We start from the raw sequence: 18,263 nt of genomic DNA on the forward strand, positions 1-18,263 counted from the left end.
ATCAGGGGATTCTGTCAATGAGAACAGATTCCCCTGATCTTTGTAATTTTTAATATTTATTAATGAAAGAAATGGTCTCCGATCTGAATGCCCCAGTCTCCGTTTCCAAAGTAAAGGCAGTCTCCCACAGGGTTCGCCCCTGCAAGCGCATCTGCTGCCGCCTGCATCGCTGTATCCGTATAGCCGCCGCTGGCAAGCACGCTGTCCAGCCACCCTGTCATAGCAGGGCCAAACTGGCCTGACTGATAGATGACCTCGGAAATACTGTTTGGATACACACCGCTTCTGACACGGTTCATGATGACCGCTCCTACAGCCACCTGCCCCTCGTAAGGCTGATTACCTGCCTCACAGAAGATGATAGATGCGAGAAGCTCCTGCTCTCCCGGTGCCGCCTGGCTTACTGCTTCCGCGGCCGCTGCCTGGGCAGCCTCTTCCTCGGCAGCTCTTTGTGCTTCTTCTGCTGCCCTCTGTGCTTCCTCTGCCGCCAGTCTTGCCTCCTCTGCCAGCCTTTCCTGTTCCTTTTTTATCCTGAGCTGCTCTGCATCATATGCAGCTTTTGCACCTACTGCAGCCTCTTTTGTCTTCTTAAGCTCTGATTCCGTGATCTTCCCAACTGCTTCTGTACTCTCCCCTTTATCTACAGTAGTAATTGTGTATGCCTCTGGCATAGAAGATGCCGCCTGTGTAGTAAAGCCTGCTGAAAACATCGTACATACGGTGACCGCAGACAATACCGATATAAATTTTTTCCCTTGTAACATATACTTACCCTCCTGATTTGTTGCAATATCTTTACTTCTTTGTAATAAGCTTGTAATAAAATATATGCTTATCTTTTCGTAAATATTACAGATATTACAAAATTGTTACAAACGACATTCTACTATAAAAAAACACTCTTGTCAACTTTTTTATTTCTTTTCAATTTCCTGCCTTTATCCTCTTGTATAAAACCGCCATTTTCCCTCATGTATCCAAAAGAAAAAGCCAGTATGACGAGCGCTCCTCATACTGGCCTTTCCGTACACTTTATTCTCTTTTTCACCGGGACTTCCGCCTGTCCATGATCTTATTCCAGCATCCCCATACGCGATACCTTTCCCGGCCTCTCTGCTATTCTAACACGGATAATAGGCCGCTCATATTTCTGATCACCGCATCGGCACCTGCATCCCGGAATCTCTGAGCAGCTTTATTGATACGCTGCTCCTTTTCTTCCCCGGAAAGCCCCTCAAATTCCTCCTGAGTAAGCCCCAGTTCAGAACTTCCTTCGATCACTCCGACCGTAAATACACCTGCATTCTTTCCCTCTTTGATATCGGAAACTGTATCGCCTACCTTCACCACATTGTCTACAGAAGAGATCCCTAATACTTCCATATTTTTAAAGATCATATATGGATAGGGCCGCCCTGCATTTCCCACCGAATTTGGGGAAAACCACGCATCTGGCTCGTATCCTGCCTCTTTCGCTTTCGGAACAACTACAGACATCATCTCATCCGTATACCCGGTCGTGGACCCGATCCTGATCCCCCTCCTGCGAAGCTCTGCCACCGTCTCCAGCACATACGGCTTCGGCTCTGCAAAACGCTCCAGAATTCCCATCAGATTTTCCTCAAAGGAATCATACAGCCTGTCAATGTCTGCTTCCCCCGGTTCACTTTTATACTTTTCTACCCAGAGGTCCCGAATCCTCGGCATAGCAAGCATGGTCTTGATATGGTCCCTCTTTAACATTCCCATCGGCTCTCTGACCTCATCCATAGTTGGCTCTATCCCGGCCTTTTTAAACACTTCCATGAAAGCCTGGACCGGGGCAAAGCACCCATAATCTACTGTTGTTCCTGCCCAGTCAAATATCACTGCTTCAATCTTTCTGCTCATATCCCATTCTCCTTGTACTCATTTCACCACGATCCCGTCTGCCCGGCAGACAGATCCTATGCACTCTCATTAAAATATCATGCTAATTGTATTTTTCCAAAAACTCCGTCAGGATTTCGATCAGCTTTAAGATATCCTCCCGGTAGATCTCTCCGATATTCCCGATACGGAAAGTCTCCGCCTCAGTTACTTTTCCCGGATAAATTGCGTATCCGCGGTCCTTGATATATGTATACATGTCCTGGAACGTAAACTTATGGTTCTCAGGATAAAAGAAGGTCGTAATGATCGGCCCCTGATGCTTGGAATCAATATACGGATGAATTCCTAATTCCGCCATCTTCTCTATCAGAAGCTTGTTATTCTCTGCATATCTCTGATATCTTGCAGGAATGCCGCCTTCCTCCTCCATCTCTTTTAACGCCTGCGCAAATGCAAGGACTACGTGAGTCGGGGAGGTAAATCTCCACTTTCCGTCCTTATTCATCGTCTCCCACTGGTCATACAGATCCAGGGAAAGACTCCTTGCCTTGCCCCTGCTCTCTATCAGCTTTTCTTTATTGGCAATGATAAATGAAAATCCCGGCACTCCCTGGATACACTTGTTTGCGCTGCTTACGATAAAATCGATCCCCCACTCTCCCACAGGGATGTCGACTCCGCCGAAGCTGCTCATGGCATCCACGATCATTGTCCTGTTTCTTTCCTTTACCACCTTCGATACAGACTCGATATCATTCAGAATCCCGGATGTCGTCTCGCTGTGTACCATGGATACATGTGTGATATCCGGGTTTTCATCCAGGATTGCCGCGATCTGTTGTGCATCTGGCACCTTATAATATACCTCGTGGTGGATCATATAAGGAATCCCTGCATGCTTTGCGATGTCCTCCATACGCTCGCCATAAGCCCCGTTTGCAATAATCAGAAGCTTCTCCTGATCGCCGATCACGCTGGTCAGTACAGATTCAACGCCAAAAGTTCCGCTGCCCTGCATCAGCACGACAGTGTAGTCCTCCTCGGAAACATGTGCCAGCTCCAAAAGCTTCCTCCTGATCTCCAAGGTGATCACCTTGTAATCATCATCCCATGTACAGTGATCAAACAGCATCTCTCTTTTTACCGTATCGGTCGTTGTCAATGGTCCCGGGGTCAGTAATTTGTAATTCTTCATGTTGTAGATTCTCCTCTCAATCTTTACTCTGGCCGGCCTTTTTTTTATTCCGGCTTGCAGCTCTCAGACAGTTCCTGATGCTTTTTCAGTAAATCTACTGTCAGCTTCTCAGAAAATACTTTTGGACTGCCTGACATTTTAGAGCTGTCCACGTGCTCTCCTTCATAGAGCGGGATCGGATACACAGAAAGCAGGTCTTCCCTGGCATTCTTGATGATGCACTCTGCCATATCCATCGCTTTCTCATTGCTCTTCTCCCCTTTATCGACGACTGCCAGGGATTCTGTCAGTGTGAAGTTTCCCTCTTTCGGATCGATAAAGTCGATCGGAAGCCCTTTCTCCTTATCAGCCGCCGCCTGCTGCCGTAAGCCAAATCCGATCGCAGCCTCTCCCGCACGCACCAGTTTCAGCGGACCGGAACCAGATTCTTCGATGTGGTCTCCGGCATTCTTATAAATTGCTGCCAAAACTTCCCTGGCACCGTCCTCCCCGTATTCCGAGACAAGTGCCTGGATCAAAAGCCATGCAGTGGATGAAGATGCAATATCCGTTACCGTTATCATATCCTGATATTCGGGTTTTGCCAAGTCCTTTATAGACTCTGGCAGTGTTAAATTTTTCTCCTTTACCAGATTTGTATTTACGATCATCGTGCCCTCCTGGGAGGTGATCGGTGCACAATAAGCCGGTGATTCTTCCAGTGTATTTTTTTCAAAATCCAGATCTTTAAACATATGCTTTACTTCCTGCGCACTCTCCACATAAAACGTGCTCATGGTCACCAGATCTGCCTCGATATCTGCTCCTTCTGCCAGCAGCTTCCCGCCCAGCTCTGACGTACCGAAGGTCTGGAAGATATACTGCCCCTCATAGCCATTGGCATCCAGGGCAGACTTCATAGCCTCCACTGCCTCATCATCTGCATTCGAATAGATCACGACCTGTTCCTTTGATTCTGTATTCCCTCCACATCCTGCTGTGGAAAACATCACTGCCAGGCCTAATACTCCTGCCAGGCCTGCGGCTGCTGCCTTTTTCATACTCTTCATTTTCTTTCTCTCCTTTGTCCGAGATCTCCTGCCTGCCAAAAACTGAAAAACAGCCTTTGCAGCAAGGTTGGTAAATAATATCAACAGTGACAACACAAATACTTCTTGAAATTTGTTATAATACTGCAATTCCTTGATCTTCGTAGTCATTACCATCGTCCTGGCTCCGGCAAGGAACACAACAGCACTTACTGTGACCATCGCATTCACAAAATAGTAGCTGAACACCTCCAGTATAGTAGACATGGCGTTTGGAGTCACTACTCTTAGGATCGTCTTCCCCCAGCTGTCCCCCATCAGCATCGCCGTAGTTTCCCATGAGGCATTCATTTTTTCCAGGGAACTCTTCATCATCAGATACGGAGTGGAAAAAAAGTGGACGATATTGCACACGATCAATATGGTAAACGTGCTCTGCAGCTCTGTTCCAGAGAAACAAAACAAAAATGCCAGGCCAAGCACCATCCCCGGAATGGTATTTGTTACAAGCGCGGTCCCTTCCACAGCTTTTTTGATCCGCTCACTCACCGTACTCCTGGCTGTAATAAGCGCTGCCCCATAGGCTGCCAGCGTACCGCCAAGTGCCGTCAGGCCGGCTACAAGCAGTGAATTCTGATAGACTCCTAAAAGTCCTGCATCATGAAACACAGCCCTGATGTGGTCCATGGAAAAATTCAGGCTGTAAGGCCAGTCCCCGACGAACGGGATCAGGAAGATAACGGCAAAGACCGACAGAACCCCTGCACAGACCAGAAAGCTTATACCGCCAAATACCAGATCTCTTCCTATACTTTTTTTGATCTCTATGGCAGATATCTTATGATATCTGACGTTGTACTTTTCCAATACATGAAGTATGAGGATACTGACTGCTGACGGGATCAGCATCATGACAGCGATCACGCTGCCCCTGTTAAAATCCGGGACACTTCCCAGCATCCGGCTGTATAGCACGCTGGCGGCCACATCGAATTTTCCCCCAACCGAGGCCGGAATCCCAAAGTCCGTGAAACTAAGAAAAAAGGACTGGATCAAGGATGCCGCCAGAGTCCCCGCCAGTGGACGAAGAACCGTCATGCTGAATGTGGACAGCATTCCGTCCCCCATGATCCGCGATACCACCGTAAACTTTTTATCCAGATACCCCATCGTATTATTCAAAAGCATGAATGAAACAGGCAGAGTATAAATCACATATCCCAAAAGCAGCCCGTTGAATCCATAGATCTCGAATAACTGACGTCCCGCCAGCCTTGTGATCAGCCCCTGCTTTCCAAAAGAATAAATGATGGCAAATCCATAGGTCAGCGTGGGCAGAAGCATCGGCAGAAATGCGGTTCCCCGGATCAGAGATTTGATCCATCTATGTACATTTGTGTAATGGATGGTATAGGCCATAAAAAATCCCACTGCTGTTGTCAGGACAGCACTTGTTCCAGCCACCAGAAAGCTGTTTAAAAATGCCCTTTGGAATCCCTTGTCCGTCAGGATGGAGAGGTAAAACTCCATAGTCAGTCCATCCTGCCCCAGGAACGACTTTACAAAAAGCCGCAGCATGGGAAAGATCAGGAACGCCAGAAAGATACAGGACATCAGCACGAAGATGCATTTCATTTCCCTGTTTTTTGATTTCATGTTTTGCATCCCCCTAAGAGACCAGACTTTCTGACGACAGATAAGGCGCATCAGAAACTGCGAACAGAGAATAGATATTCTTCCTTTTAATCTCCAGCTGCCGTAAGATAAACTCTTTTACGAAGCCATTCCCGGGGGTCTGTACAATTTCATCCGGTTTCCCATACTGGGAAATCTGCCCCTGATCGATGATCAGGACATGATCTGACAATGTCAGTGCTTCCTCCGGGTCATGCGTCACAATAATCGTGGTCAGGTGGTATTCCTGTGCAATCTTTTTAATCTTTTCTTTGATCGACTCCTTAATGACTCCATCCAGGGCACTTAGGGGTTCGTCTAAAAGCAGGATCTTTGGCTTCATAACAAGTGTCCTTGCAAGTGCTGTTCTTTGTTTCTGTCCGCCGGAAAGCTGGTCGATCTTCTTATCCAAATGTTCTTCCAGTCCCAAAAGCCTGATCAGTTCCCAAAGCTCCTCTTCTGTGGTGATCCCGGGTTTATTTTTTAATCCATAAACAATATTCTGGTATACGTTCAGATTTGGGAATAATGCATAATCCTGAAACACAATATTAAACCCTCTCTTTTCCATGGGAACATGGGTGATATCTTCTCCCTGGAATAAAATCCTGCCGCTGTCCGCATCAGTTATCCCCAGGATCAGGTTCAAAAGCGTAGTTTTTCCACATCCCGATGGTCCTAATATGGAAACGATCTCTCCTTTATCGATCTCCAGGTTGATATCATTTAAGATCGTGGCCTTATCATATGACTTTTTAATATGCTCTAATTTCAACATCTGTTAACTTCCTTTCGTTTTTCTGCATCTATAACATGCATCCTCTTGGGAACAGTGAAATTATAGCAATAGAGCGTGTGGGAAACAATCAAGAGAAGTTCAAGCTTTCGTTAAACGATCGTTAAGAATGTAAAGAATCTGAAAAAAATCTGGTATGAAGGAGGCACTTTTGCAAAGCCTGGGCCAGTGTTCTGCACTCTGCCTTTACGCTTCACCGAAGTATCCCTCTCATACCAGATTTTGTATCAACGCAAAGAATCTGCTTCCCTGCAATTTTCATAGCCGCTGCCGCAGCCTCCTGATATTTATAACATTTCGTTACTGTTTCTCATGTTCTTGTACTCTGCCACGGAGCGGTCAAAGCCTTTGATATGGCTGTACAGCCATTGGATCACATTTTTGTTCACCTGCTCAACAAATGCTTCTGACGGGCCTTCTTCTTCCTCAAGCATCTCGTAAAGCTCTTTTACGACTCTTCTAAGCTTCTCATGCTCTTCTTTGTGCTTCTCCATACCCGGATACTCGATCTCTGCCTGAAGCTTTTCTTCCTCTGAAAAATGGAATTCTGTATAATCAGCCAGATAATCCAGGGTCTTGATCGCCACAAGCTTATCATTCCCTGTCTCGCAGCTGTCCAGCAGTTTGTTGATCTTCCCGATCAGTTCTTGATGCTGTGAATCAATCATCTCATTACCAGTTACCAAACTTTCATCGAATTCTGCTCTCATATTAATTCCTCCTATACTTCTATCATTGCTAACTTTCGCCAGCCGGACTGCCATATGATCAAACAGCCGGGGCTGTTATCCATAGTATTACATATTTTTGTTTCTACGCCAAGCCTATTCCATCACTTTCCTCGATCGAGATGCAGTATGGGCAATCTCTCATCCGGGGGATGCATAGCGGCATCATCTGCCAGGCTTACTCACGGCGTTTTCCACTGAACTCATGGGCAGTGATCCTGATGACCGAAACGATACTGACAAGACGCTCGTTAAATTCGAAATCCTTTCCTGTCTGACATTTCATCAATACAGTCAATGCCTTTATCTTTTCCTGGGGATCTTCTATGATCTCACCCACCCCTTTTCCGACGATACTGGCATACCGGTAACCATACTGACAGGCAACTCTTCCCTCGATCAGTTCATGTCCGCAGTCCAGTTCAAACCCAACCTTTGGATTTTCTCTCAACAAGTCCAGTTTCTTCCCCTCCAGGGCTGCATGGAGATAAAATATGAGCTGCCCATCCTCATATGTATATCCGAAATTCATAGGAAGGATATAGATCCCATCCTCATCATACATCGCCATATGCATCACCTTGCAGGTATCCAGTACCTCGAGCAGTTCCTCTTTCGTGTCTATCTCGCGGTCTCTTCTTCTCATTCGCGGCATTGTTATAGACCTCCTTTGTTTTATCTGTTCTTATCATAACATACCTGGAAGGTTCTTCAAAGAGGAGTTTTATCCACTCCTTTTCTATAGAATGTTTACTTAGATGCTGCTTTCCACTTGCATCAGGATCGAACAATTACACATATATTTACTTTCGTCTTTTAACCTATCGACAGTTCTGTTTTTTCATGATATAGTAGCGTTGTCAAGATTGGGGACTTGACATGAATTCTCTGCTTAGCAGAGGTCTGCAAAAGAAATTTTATGGTTTGAGTGAGGGTTTATGAGATGAAACAGACAAGTCAAAATGTGAATCAGATCACAGAAGGTGTCATTTGGCGGCAGCTTCTTCTTTTCTTTTTTCCGATCGTATTCGGAACATTTTTTCAACAGTTATACAATACGATAGATACCGTCATTGTTGGACATTTCGTGGGAAAGGAAGCCCTGGCCAGTGTGGGCGGTTCCTCCACGCAGATCATCAACTTAATCGTCGGTTTCTTTACTGGGCTGTCCTCCGGTGCCTCCGTTGTGATCGCCCAATTTTTCGGCGCCCAGGATGAACGATCTGTCCGGCAGAGCTTACATACCGCCTATGCATTTTCCATCGCCGGAAGTATCGTGATCAGCATCATCGGGATCATCCTCGCACCGGCCATGCTTAGGTGGATGCACACTCCCGAAGAGATCATGGCTGATTCCACCTTATATCTTCGGATTTATTTTGCCGGCATCCTATTTGTCTTCATCTATAATATAGGATCCAGTATCTTAAGGGCCGTCGGGGATTCTAAGCATCCTCTTTATTACCTGATATTCTGCTGTTTTATGAATATCATCCTGGATACGGTCTTTGTTGTGGTCTTCCATATGGGAGTTCTTGGGGTCGCACTTGCCACCCTGCTGTCCCAGGCTTTCAGCGCCGCATTAGTGACACGTAAGCTGATGAGCTCCGAGGGGATCCTAAAGCTTTTTATCCGACAGATACGTCTGCACAGATCAGTCCTTAAATCCCAGCTGCGGATCGGAGTGCCTGCCGGTTTCCAATCGGTCATGTACAACATCACAAACGTGATCATACAAGCCGCCCTGAATGGGTTCGGCACCGATACGGCCGCCGCCTGGTCGGTATATGGAAAGCTGGATGCTGTATTCTGGATGGTCAGCAGTGCCTTTGGGATCTCCATTACTACCTTTGTGGGACAGAATTACGGAGCAAGAAAGCTTGACCGGGTAAAGAAAAGCACTCACGTCTGTCTTGGGATCGACTTCATCGTGTCAGGAATCCTGGTTATTTTCCTGATTTTTGCCCGTGTGCTGTTGTTCAGACTATTTACCACCGATACAGAAGTCATACGCATTGGTTCCGAAATGCTCATACTCATCACGCCCTGGTATATCGTATTTCCGTTCATCGAGATCCTGTCCGGCTCTCTTCGGGGAATCGGTGACGTGGTCATTCCTATGATCATTACCATGTGCGGTGTCTGCCTGCTGAGGGTAGTATGGATCATCGGAGCGCTAAAGCTCAAGCCGACCATCCCGGTCATTATCTTTAGTTATCCGATCACCTGGATCTCAACGGCTGTTTTATTTATCTTCTATTATCTGTACAAAATGAAAAAGGTAAAAATCTAAATAGGATCAGGCAGATGCTTTAGTGCATCTGCCTGAATTTTAATGCATACATCGGCCCGAACATGGAGTAGAAGGAATCCACCTCCACAGAATATCGCTCCCCGTCCATCCGGATCTCTGCCACCTTCCCTCTCTTCAAAAATTCCAGCCTTCTTCCGTTTTTCCGGCAGTAATCCTCGATTTCTCTACAGAATGCATCCACACTTCTCGGGCATTCCTGTATATCTACGACCAGACTCCGGCAGTTCTTTCCCCGATTCAGCTCCTTTGCCACCTTTACTAAGAAACAGTAGTCTAAGAGCCAGCATAGGATTATGATCACCAAATTGACCAGGAGCATATACCGTATGACTTGGGGCAGTACAGATCCTGCGATCGCCACCGCACTTGCTATGATCCCGATCGTATAAATGGCAGCACTTCCCTTGAACCAAACTCCTGCCGATCCCTTGCCTCGTCTTGTATACAGCCAGACCAAAAGATTTCCGGCCAAAAGATATCCCACCAGTGCCACTGGGATATAAGGCAAAAAGACTCCAGCCTCTTTTTTGTCTGCAAATATGCTTATATAGATCGCAGAGCTTGCAAATAAAATAAATCCAAATAAACATCCATAAAGCAGCTTTTCCTTTTTCTCATCCAATGTCTGTTTTGTCCTCATAACAATCCCTCCTTGATTTTTGCCCGCAGGCCTTTTAAATACTTTCTGGAAATATAAGTGCTGTCACCATTCTCAAACTCTGCCATCATGATCCCGCCGGATACTGGTTTATAAAACTCCACCTTTGTCATATTCAAAAGAACCGATTTGGATGCCCGCACAAATTCTGGCGGAAGAAGCCCTTCCAGTTCATAAAGACGGCGCCTGGTGTTGTAAATCTCTTCCCTGGTGTGGATATACTGTATCTCCATCAAAGATTCAATATAGTAAATGTCTCTGCATTTTACCTGGCAGATCTTATCCTCCTTGCTGCAGGTCAGAAGCATATGTCTGAAATTCTCCTGCTCGATAAATTCTGCAAGCTGCTTTATACTTTCCGTCTCTTCGTGTACCATCAGCTTTACCGATTCCGGCCGTTCCTTTTCTATTTTTTCTATCTCCACCCGCATGTCATATTCCTCCTACTGCATTTCCTATGGATCACTTCTTCTTTCTTTTTCTTTATCTTATCCAAAATAAAAATAAATGTCTACTCATATCCGCCCAGTGGCTGTTAGGAAAGGGTAAGAGGACGAAAAAGCTATCAACCAGCCTGCAAATAATAGAAAAAAGAGCACCTCCCGGCAGACCGCCCTTTTAAATGAACGCTGTCAGGAAATGCTCTTTTCTTTTTGATGCGATTATAAAACAGCCTTATCTCATTCTGAAGATTGGACTGATTTTTTTATAAATCAAGAATACGATCAAGGATACTAAAACCCCTTTCAACAGGTTAAACGGTCCCACTGCAAAGAATACAAATGTGGAAAGACTTGTAATGTGTGAGTTCACTGCCGTTCCCATCTCTACCAGTGAGTCCAGAGGCATTCCAAATGCTTTTGCATAGGTCGGCAGAAGAATATAGGCATTCAGCAGACAGCCCACAGCTGTCATGAATACAGTCCCTGTAAGCATTCCGATAATTGCCGTTTTTCTTGTTCGGTTTCTCTTATAAATGAGTCCTGCGGGAACACATAAAGCACATCCGATCAGAAAGTTTGCGGCTTCACCTACACCTGCAGTCATTGTCCCATTGATTACCAGATTCAGAAGGATCTTTATCAGCTCGATGACAGCTCCGGCAAGAGGCCCCATCACAAAACATCCGACCAGTACCGGTACCTCACTGAAATCAATCTCATAAAAAGCCGGTGCGAAGGGAAGCGGTATTTCAAATAGCATTAATACGGTGGCGATCGCAGACAGCATACTCACCTGTGCGATCGTACGGATTCCCATTCTGCCTTGTGTTCTTGATACTACATTTGTCTCTGTGCTCATAATTGTTTCTCTCCTTTAATTAAAATGATTTGAATTGAAAAGAAAGAAAATCTTCTGGAAATCATGCTGCCTGCGTATGTAATATCTTCTGCTCAACTTCGCTTCTGGAGTCTTAATTTCACTAAGATCCAAAAAGAAAAAGCCCCGGATATATAAACCCGGGGCTTGAAAATACGCTTATATCATGGCATAAATTTCTTCTCTCATCCAGACTTTACTGTCGGTACTGGAATTGCACCAGTTCAGCCACTGTCATAAACAGCGGGTCGCGGACTATACCGCCGGTTGGGAATTGCACCCGACCCCGAAGAATTTTCTCTATTCTGTAGGTAAGTATAACTCATTATTGAACGTTATGCAAGTTGTTTTTTTGGTGATAATCACCATTGCCTGTAATCATGGCAGATAATTTCTCAATTTTCATAGTCCTGAGGCTTAATATAGCTTATATTTTCTATCTCGTCAATCATCCCGGTACAGATGGATTTACCCGGAATTTCAATATTAACAAGCATCCCGTTCATCCGTAGATTAACAGGCAGGCATTCTTCCTTCCTGTTAAGCAATATCACAATTACCATGCCCTCTGGATTCCTGTATGCCGTTATATCCAATGCATCGGTATATCTGCTGACACCAATGCGCCTCGCGCCTCGCTGGATATAGTGTGAAAAATGATAAAAGTGTTTCTGAATGAACTGTGGCATGAGCAGATGATTCTTCGTGTCATACAAAAACGGGGCCAGACAGTAATTTCCCACGTGGTTTGGACCGCCCTGCTCATCCAGCAGAATATTCCAGTCATAGAATGCGGAAACACCGTGATTCAAATCTCCTATAATCTCGTGGGAAAGTCTCATAGCATTTGCCTGCGAATCATCGGAATCGAACTTGCTGAATTCAATACAACTCTCTGATACGATTAGCTTGAGGTCCGGGTACTTCCGCCTTACAAGTGACAAACATTCGAAATGATCACCGCTATACCAATGGCAGGCAGCTCCGGCTATCATCCCTTTCGTCGAATCATTGTAAATCTCCCTTACCCTCTCATAAATTCTTTCTTTATTATGATCCCAGATAAAAACTTCGATTTCTTTCATATTGTGACGCACCAGTGCAGGATACAGTGCCTCCATAAGGAAATTCTTCTCCTCCTGCGCTGTATAGACGCACGAATCCCATGTCTGCACAGCTTTCGGCTCATTCTGCAGACTGATCCGTTTTACCATAAAACCACGCTTCTGGAACTCTTCAATATATCTGCATAAATATTCCGCCCACATAATATAATATTCCGGCTTTAAAGAGCCGCCGTTTTTCCGTAAGCCATTACTCTTCATAAATGACGGTGGAGACCAGGGTGAAAGCATAATCTCCAGCTTTTGTCCTGCCGCTTCCTCCGCGTCCTTGAGCATAGGTATGATATATTTTTCTGTCCGCGAGAAATCGAAACTTTCTAATTCTATGTCGTTCTCATCGGACATAGCTTCATACATTTCTGTAGAGAAATCACAGCTGTCCATATGGATGCGGATCATCCTATAATTCATCTGCCCAGGACTGAAATACGTTTCAAGCATTTTTTTCTTCTGTGCCGGATGCATCAGAGAATATACATAAGCCGCTGAATCAGTTATCGCTCCGCCAAATCCTTCGAATTCTTCATAGAGAAGCTCCGGATACAGGTTAACAACAGAATTTTCTTCCCCCGCATCAGAGGAAAACTCAATGTTCTGATACTGGTACTGCCGTTCAGCCCCGGAAGTATCTTTCGTTATCACCATATTCAATTTCATATACAGCATCTCCTCCTAAAATATAGACCTCCCGGCAAGCCGGACTGTTATCCCATATATTGTAAAATGTTCTCTGCATCACCCCTTCACAGCTCCTCCTGTAAGGCCTTCCACAATCTGAGAAGAGAACAGGAAGTAAATAATAACGATTGGGATCAGAGTTATGATAACAGCAGCCATAGATTCACTCATGTATTTCGTAAACTGTCCGATATATTGATAAATTGCCAACGTCAAAGTCTTTACGTTCTTGTTTCCAAGAATGATCATCGGCATGTAAAAATCATTCCAATATCCGATCGCAGTGATTAGAGACATTGTAAAGATAACAGGTTTGCAAATTGGCATCACGATCCGGAAGAAAATCTTAAGATCATGACATCCATCCAGTCTGGCGGATTCTTCAAGTGCTTTCGGAATCGTCCGGAAGAACTTCTGGAAGATCAAACAGGACATGGATATCTGCGATATATATACCAGCACTAATCCCATAAGGTGATTCAGCAGACCTAAATTTCTCAGAATCAGAAACAGCGGAAGGACGCTGACCTGGATAGGAACCATCATCCCAACCAAAAAGTAGCGTGACAGGATTGATCTGCCCCTGAACTCATATCTTGCAATTCCATATGCAGCCATTGCAGAGAGAATAATACATCCCGCTGTCCCTAACACCGTAAGAATGAATGAGTTTCTAAAATACAGAAAAAAATCACCTTCCAACAGTATCGCTGCAAAATTGGACAATGTAATAGATTTTGGAAACCCTACAAAGTTTGTTACCAGGTCGCTTTTTGTCTTAAGTGCGTTCAGAAGAGTAGCCCCCACCACAAAAATAGTAAAACATGTAAAGATGATCAAAACAATAGAAATCAGCCACCGAACTGCTTTCGCCTTTCCTGACATCACTCCGTGCCCTGACTGGACGGAAAAATCATTAGCTTTTGCTTTTTTCGTCATTTTTGTACACCTCCCTGACTAATTGTCATATTCAAATTTTGCGAGTACTTTGCTCTGGATAAATGTCACAAACATCATAATAACGAACATAACAAGACAAATTGCGGCACCAAAGCCGTAGTCCTGCCTTCCATTCAGTCCGCTTCCGAAAGTAAAGCGGTAGAATACCGTGTTCGCAAAGTCAAGCGATCCGTTTACGCCTCCGTTTGCCCCTCCCAGGATATATGGCAGATCAAATATAGCCAGAGCCCAAATGGTACTCATAGTGATGATCGAAGCACAGGACGGCAGTGAAAGCGGGAGAAGGATATGCCAGAATCTCTGCCATTCTGTACAGCCGTCTACACGGCATGCCTCCATGACATCCTGTGAAATATCCATGAAATTCGAGTAAAAAATCATAATACCCGAACCGGCCCCCTGCCAGATAACGAAAAGAATCAGAAGTTTAAACGCCCATCCCGGATCCCCGAACCATGCTCCTGTCTCCAAACCGATCTTCTCCAGGAATTCATTGAGAAAGCCAATATTGGGGTTGAAAATTAATGTTGCAAAGAATCCGACGATTGTTGTACTAATGACGTATGGCAGGAATACCATAAACTTGATATACTTGTACGCCGGAATTTTGATATACAGCACATAAGCAATCAGATATTGAATCGGCGTAATAATCACCCATACACAGACAAGATACTTCAAGTTATTCTTAAGCGCATTAAAAAATGTCGGGGCAAATCTCTCATCTGTAAATATGGTAATAAAGTTGTCAATTCCGATAAACTTGATGTCCCCCAGTCCGGACCAGTTCGTGAATCCCAGAACGAGCACACACAGAATCGGCAGTACAACAAATATAGTATAAAAAATAAATCCCGGGACGATAAAGAATAAATGATTTCTATTTTTTCTTCTTTTCCTCAAAATTGTTTCCTCACTCTCTGAAAAGAATGCCGGCCATTTCCAGGCCGGCACTTCCTAAATGTTTGCTAGTATAACTGGCACGAATTAACTACATGTTTTTCTGTATTTCATCACACAACTCATCTACTGTCATTTCACCGGTAAATATTTTGGTAAAGTCGTTGCCCCATATTGTGGATGCATCGCCCGTAGGTGAGTAAGAACTAAGTACATTCTGCCAGCTTCTGTATATATTTCCCTGACCACTCTCAGAAATCTCCTGGGCAATTTCGGTAGATGCCTTAATTTTATCCGTTGCCGGAACCGCGCCCTGAGACTGTACCCAAATTGTCTGTGCTTCTTCTGTTGCACAGAAGTCTGCGAAAGTCACAGCAGCCTCAAGATTAGAAGATGCTGAGTTTACAGAAAATCCATTTGCTGCAGATCCTACAAGACTGCATGTACCTTCTTCTGTTGGAATAGCAAAAGCACCGTAGTTCAAATCCGGATTATTGCTGCTGATTGTAGCCGCATCCCAGGAGCCTGCAATATTCATCGCCGCATTACCAGATGTAAAAGCCAGGAGCTGCGATGCATTATCAATCACCCCCTGCCAATTATCCCCAAAATAACCTGCGTCCGCCCAATCAACCATCAGCTGCATACAGTCGCGGACTGGCTGGTCGGTTGCTGTAATATCTTTATAATCCGAAAGAGCAGCACTATATTCCGGAGCATAGCCTGCCAAAAGAGGCTCAAATCCAAATAATAGTGACCATGATTCCAAAGCCATAGAAATCGGTGTAATTCCCTCATCCTTAATTTCAGCTAAAAGTTTTTCAAAATCAGAAAATGTTTTTGGAATCTTCCAGCCGTGTTCCTCAAACATATCCTTATTGTAGAAAACTGTTCTTGTATCCAGCGTCATCCAAGGTACAGAGTAGTACTTTCCGTCTACTTGTGAAAGCGCCATCGCACTGTCATCAAAGAAGCTGAAATCTACCTGTTCCGTTAAATCTGCTAATGCACCATTTTCAACATAATCCGGCATGTTGATCGTTGCCGTTCCATTCGTCCAGAATAAATCCGGACCATCACCGGACTGAATTGCTGTTGAAAGAATACTGTAATAATCACCATCCGCTCTGATTTCATAATTGACTTCAATATCCGGATATTTCTCATTAAACGCTTCTATTACCGCTGCCAGGCTGTCCTCGTAAGTATACTCATGTTCCCAGATTGTAATACTCCCTGATGTTCCGTCAGACGTCCCCTCATCGCCTGACGAGCCTTTGCACCCTGTAAGAAGACTTGTCATCATTACTGTGCAGAGCAGAACTGCCAATACTCTCTTCTTCATCTTTACCTTCCTTTCTGTAACCGCTTGTTTTATTTTCTGAGATTATTATACGGAATTTTCAAGGTGTCCGGCAAGAAACAGACTTCTTGAAAAACTTCAAAAAAATATCCGGATTAACTCCGGATATTCACTATTTTATAAAGAATTCAAAATCTGATCAATCTTCCTCTTCATCTGATACTTTGATACCCAGTTGTTTCCGATACTCCCCGATGGTAGTCCCGGTGACTTTTTTGAAAACACGGATCAGATAATTCACATTTGCAAAACCTGTGACCTCTGCAATCTGCCAGAGAGAATTTGCCGGATTCTTTAACAGTATCTGCGCCCGCCGGATCCGCTCACGGTTCATATACTGAGTCACAGTAAGGCCTGTCCGCTCCTTAAACTTTTTTGACAGTGACGGTATACTCATACATCCGGTCTCAGCAAGCCTTGTGAGGGATATTTTCTGATCCAGATTCTGTTCAATATACCGAAAGATTTCAGATAAATCGTCTGAACTCAGCTCGGATATCATATCATCATGAAATTCTCTGTAAAGCTCAACAAGCCTCTCCTCCATGCGCATAAGGCTCCTGGCTTCTGTCACAAGAGCGATGGTTCGGGAGCTGATATTCCAACGCCCCGAAAATTCTTCACTCAGGCAATTCTCGTGAAAAAGCTGGTATGTCATTTCATTGATTCCCTGGATCAACCGGTTTTTTAACCCATTTACATCTGCTTTTTCACGCCGCGCTCTTTCACAGAATTCATGCAGCTCTACGGAAAACCTGTCGATTCCTTCTGCCGCAGTGAACTGTTCGGCGGTAAAGGTGATGGCAGGCAAAACCACCTGATTGGATTCCCACATATAAACATCCTTGTTCAAATCATAGAAATCCAAATCTGCAGCAGAAACTGCCTCATCATAATGCTCCCTGGCTTCTCTCTGGTCAGTAAAGGGAGAACTGACTCCGAAAATAATCTCCCCGTTGATATACTGCTTTACATTGGCCCCGATTACAGAAAGATTTTTGGAAAGTTCGCTGCAAATCTCATCTGGCAAAAGCTTTCTGTCAAAGAGGAACATAATAAACATTTCCCTGTTGTAAGGCGAAAACAGTGTCCCCATCTGATAGCGGCAGACAACTTCTTCCAACATACTAACCAGCATGGAATTATCCAGGCTCCCCATGCCTTCCTCACGGACTGCTGTCTTTACCCGTGGAATTGCGATTACATAAGTTCCTGTTTCCAAGCTGCCTTCACGATGATTGTCAGGTTTTCTTCCCGGTTTATAGTCAGCTGCTATCTGAGAATATACTTTTTTGATTTCTTTTACCAGAATATCTTCTGTTATATCCATCTTCAGCAGATAACTGTTAGTGCCTTTCGAGATTGCCTCCTGGGCATAGGCGAAACTATCGTGGCAGCTTAGAATAATAATCCCGGGTGCCAGATTTTCTGTACGTATGGCAGAAATCAGATCCAGTCCGCTCATATCAGCCATCTCGATGTCTGTAATCACCACATCTGTAACATTTTCACGCAGAAATTCCAGTGCCTCCGCCGCCCCGCCGAAAACTCCGGTTACCTTTATATCCTCTTTGTCATCAATAAAGGAACGGATTCCAATTCTTGAAAGAATCTCGTCATCCACTATAATCGTTCGAATCATGTTATCATCAC

16 protein-coding genes and 1 riboswitch are annotated in these 18,263 nt (G+C 44.6%); of the genes, 1 reads left to right on the forward strand and 15 read right to left on the reverse strand.

Features of this window, described 5'->3' with window-relative positions; genetic code table 11:
* Positions 1-59: 59 nt before the first annotated feature.
* The 7 genes from AC4OGX_RS10090 to AC4OGX_RS10120 all read right to left on the reverse strand — a co-directional run bounded on the left by AC4OGX_RS10090 (position 60) and on the right by AC4OGX_RS10120 (position 7,948).
* Positions 60-764 (reverse strand): cell wall hydrolase, encoded by a 705-nt coding sequence (locus AC4OGX_RS10090; protein WP_493330239.1) that lies wholly within the window; start codon positions 762-764, stop codon positions 60-62.
* A gap of 352 nt (positions 765-1,116) precedes the next feature.
* Positions 1,117-1,890 (reverse strand): phosphonoacetaldehyde hydrolase, encoded by a 774-nt coding sequence (gene phnX, locus AC4OGX_RS10095; RefSeq protein WP_493330241.1) that lies wholly within the window; start codon positions 1,888-1,890, stop codon positions 1,117-1,119.
* 82 nt (positions 1,891-1,972) lie between these two features.
* Positions 1,973-3,067, reverse strand: a complete 1,095-nt coding sequence (locus AC4OGX_RS10100; protein ID WP_493330243.1) for a 2-aminoethylphosphonate--pyruvate transaminase — start codon at positions 3,065-3,067, stop codon at positions 1,973-1,975.
* Between the two features lie 44 nt (positions 3,068-3,111).
* Positions 3,112-5,751 (reverse strand): extracellular solute-binding protein, encoded by a 2,640-nt coding sequence (locus AC4OGX_RS10105; protein WP_493330244.1) that lies wholly within the window; start codon positions 5,749-5,751, stop codon positions 3,112-3,114.
* Positions 5,752-5,764: 13 nt separating this feature from the next.
* Positions 5,765-6,547: an ABC transporter ATP-binding protein gene (locus AC4OGX_RS10110; RefSeq protein ID WP_493330246.1), complete on the reverse strand. Its 783-nt coding sequence runs from the start codon at positions 6,545-6,547 to the stop codon at positions 5,765-5,767.
* A gap of 305 nt (positions 6,548-6,852) precedes the next feature.
* Positions 6,853-7,275, reverse strand: coding sequence for a bacteriohemerythrin (locus AC4OGX_RS10115; protein ID WP_493330248.1), 423 nt, complete (start codon positions 7,273-7,275; stop codon positions 6,853-6,855).
* Between the two features lie 196 nt (positions 7,276-7,471).
* Entirely contained in the window at positions 7,472-7,948 is a 477-nt protein-coding gene (locus tag AC4OGX_RS10120) for a pyridoxamine 5'-phosphate oxidase family protein (RefSeq protein ID WP_493330250.1), read from the reverse strand.
* A 288-nt stretch (positions 7,949-8,236) separates the two neighbouring features.
* Between AC4OGX_RS10120 and AC4OGX_RS10125 the strand changes: the two genes are divergently transcribed.
* Positions 8,237-9,586 carry an MATE family efflux transporter gene (locus AC4OGX_RS10125; RefSeq protein WP_493330252.1) on the forward strand — a complete coding sequence of 450 codons (1,350 nt, stop codon included), beginning with the start codon at positions 8,237-8,239 and terminating at the stop codon, positions 9,584-9,586.
* A 19-nt stretch (positions 9,587-9,605) separates the two neighbouring features.
* Here AC4OGX_RS10125 and AC4OGX_RS10130 read toward each other — a convergent pair whose 3' ends face one another.
* From AC4OGX_RS10130 to AC4OGX_RS10165, 8 genes are all read right to left on the reverse strand, one after another.
* Positions 9,606-10,247 carry a DUF4318 domain-containing protein gene (locus tag AC4OGX_RS10130; protein ID WP_493330254.1) on the reverse strand — a complete coding sequence of 214 codons (642 nt, stop codon included), beginning with the start codon at positions 10,245-10,247 and terminating at the stop codon, positions 9,606-9,608.
* On the reverse strand, positions 10,244-10,696 hold the full coding sequence (locus AC4OGX_RS10135; protein WP_493330256.1) for a LytTR family DNA-binding domain-containing protein: 453 nt from the start codon (positions 10,694-10,696) through the stop codon (positions 10,244-10,246). The genes AC4OGX_RS10130 and AC4OGX_RS10135 overlap by 4 nt, the downstream gene beginning before the upstream one ends.
* Positions 10,697-10,940: 244 nt before the next feature.
* On the reverse strand, positions 10,941-11,567 hold the full coding sequence (locus AC4OGX_RS10140) for an ECF transporter S component (RefSeq protein ID WP_493330257.1): 627 nt from the start codon (positions 11,565-11,567) through the stop codon (positions 10,941-10,943).
* A gap of 191 nt (positions 11,568-11,758) precedes the next feature.
* Positions 11,759-11,883, reverse strand: a riboswitch (FMN riboswitch).
* A gap of 97 nt (positions 11,884-11,980) precedes the next feature.
* Positions 11,981-13,366 carry a glycoside hydrolase family 30 protein gene (locus AC4OGX_RS10145; protein WP_493330258.1) on the reverse strand — a complete coding sequence of 462 codons (1,386 nt, stop codon included), beginning with the start codon at positions 13,364-13,366 and terminating at the stop codon, positions 11,981-11,983.
* Positions 13,367-13,444: 78 nt separating this feature from the next.
* Positions 13,445-14,326 (reverse strand): carbohydrate ABC transporter permease, encoded by an 882-nt coding sequence (locus AC4OGX_RS10150; RefSeq protein ID WP_493330259.1) that lies wholly within the window; start codon positions 14,324-14,326, stop codon positions 13,445-13,447.
* 18 nt (positions 14,327-14,344) lie between these two features.
* The gene (locus AC4OGX_RS10155) at positions 14,345-15,250 is read right to left on the reverse strand and encodes a carbohydrate ABC transporter permease (protein WP_493330261.1); all 906 of its coding nucleotides are present in this window, start codon (positions 15,248-15,250) and stop codon (positions 14,345-14,347) included.
* An 88-nt stretch (positions 15,251-15,338) separates the two neighbouring features.
* Positions 15,339-16,592, reverse strand: a complete 1,254-nt coding sequence (locus AC4OGX_RS10160; protein WP_493330263.1) for an ABC transporter substrate-binding protein — start codon at positions 16,590-16,592, stop codon at positions 15,339-15,341.
* A 157-nt stretch (positions 16,593-16,749) separates the two neighbouring features.
* Entirely contained in the window at positions 16,750-18,252 is a 1,503-nt protein-coding gene (locus AC4OGX_RS10165) for a response regulator transcription factor (protein WP_493330264.1), read from the reverse strand.
* Positions 18,253-18,263 lie beyond the last annotated feature (11 nt).

The organism is Faecalicatena sp. (assembly GCF_058819085.1).

Coding starts and splice junctions, on each gene's coding strand:
- AC4OGX_RS10090 (WP_493330239.1), bottom strand. CDS start 764: ATGTTACAAGGGAAAAAATTTATATCGGTATTGTCTGCGGTCACCGTA.
- phnX (WP_493330241.1), bottom strand. CDS start 1,890: ATGAGCAGAAAGATTGAAGCAGTGATATTTGACTGGGCAGGAACAACA.
- AC4OGX_RS10100 (WP_493330243.1), bottom strand. CDS start 3,067: ATGAAGAATTACAAATTACTGACCCCGGGACCATTGACAACGACCGAT.
- AC4OGX_RS10105 (WP_493330244.1), bottom strand. CDS start 5,751: ATGAAATCAAAAAACAGGGAAATGAAATGCATCTTCGTGCTGATGTCC.
- AC4OGX_RS10110 (WP_493330246.1), bottom strand. CDS start 6,547: ATGTTGAAATTAGAGCATATTAAAAAGTCATATGATAAGGCCACGATC.
- AC4OGX_RS10115 (WP_493330248.1), bottom strand. CDS start 7,275: ATGAGAGCAGAATTCGATGAAAGTTTGGTAACTGGTAATGAGATGATT.
- AC4OGX_RS10120 (WP_493330250.1), bottom strand. CDS start 7,948: ATGCCGCGAATGAGAAGAAGAGACCGCGAGATAGACACGAAAGAGGAA.
- AC4OGX_RS10125 (WP_493330252.1), top strand. CDS start 8,237: ATGAAACAGACAAGTCAAAATGTGAATCAGATCACAGAAGGTGTCATT.
- AC4OGX_RS10130 (WP_493330254.1), bottom strand. CDS start 10,247: ATGAGGACAAAACAGACATTGGATGAGAAAAAGGAAAAGCTGCTTTAT.
- AC4OGX_RS10135 (WP_493330256.1), bottom strand. CDS start 10,696: ATGCGGGTGGAGATAGAAAAAATAGAAAAGGAACGGCCGGAATCGGTA.
- AC4OGX_RS10140 (WP_493330257.1), bottom strand. CDS start 11,567: ATGAGCACAGAGACAAATGTAGTATCAAGAACACAAGGCAGAATGGGA.
- AC4OGX_RS10145 (WP_493330258.1), bottom strand. CDS start 13,366: ATGAAATTGAATATGGTGATAACGAAAGATACTTCCGGGGCTGAACGG.
- AC4OGX_RS10150 (WP_493330259.1), bottom strand. CDS start 14,326: ATGACGAAAAAAGCAAAAGCTAATGATTTTTCCGTCCAGTCAGGGCAC.
- AC4OGX_RS10160 (WP_493330263.1), bottom strand. CDS start 16,592: ATGAAGAAGAGAGTATTGGCAGTTCTGCTCTGCACAGTAATGATGACA.
- AC4OGX_RS10165 (WP_493330264.1), bottom strand. CDS start 18,252: ATGATTCGAACGATTATAGTGGATGACGAGATTCTTTCAAGAATTGGA.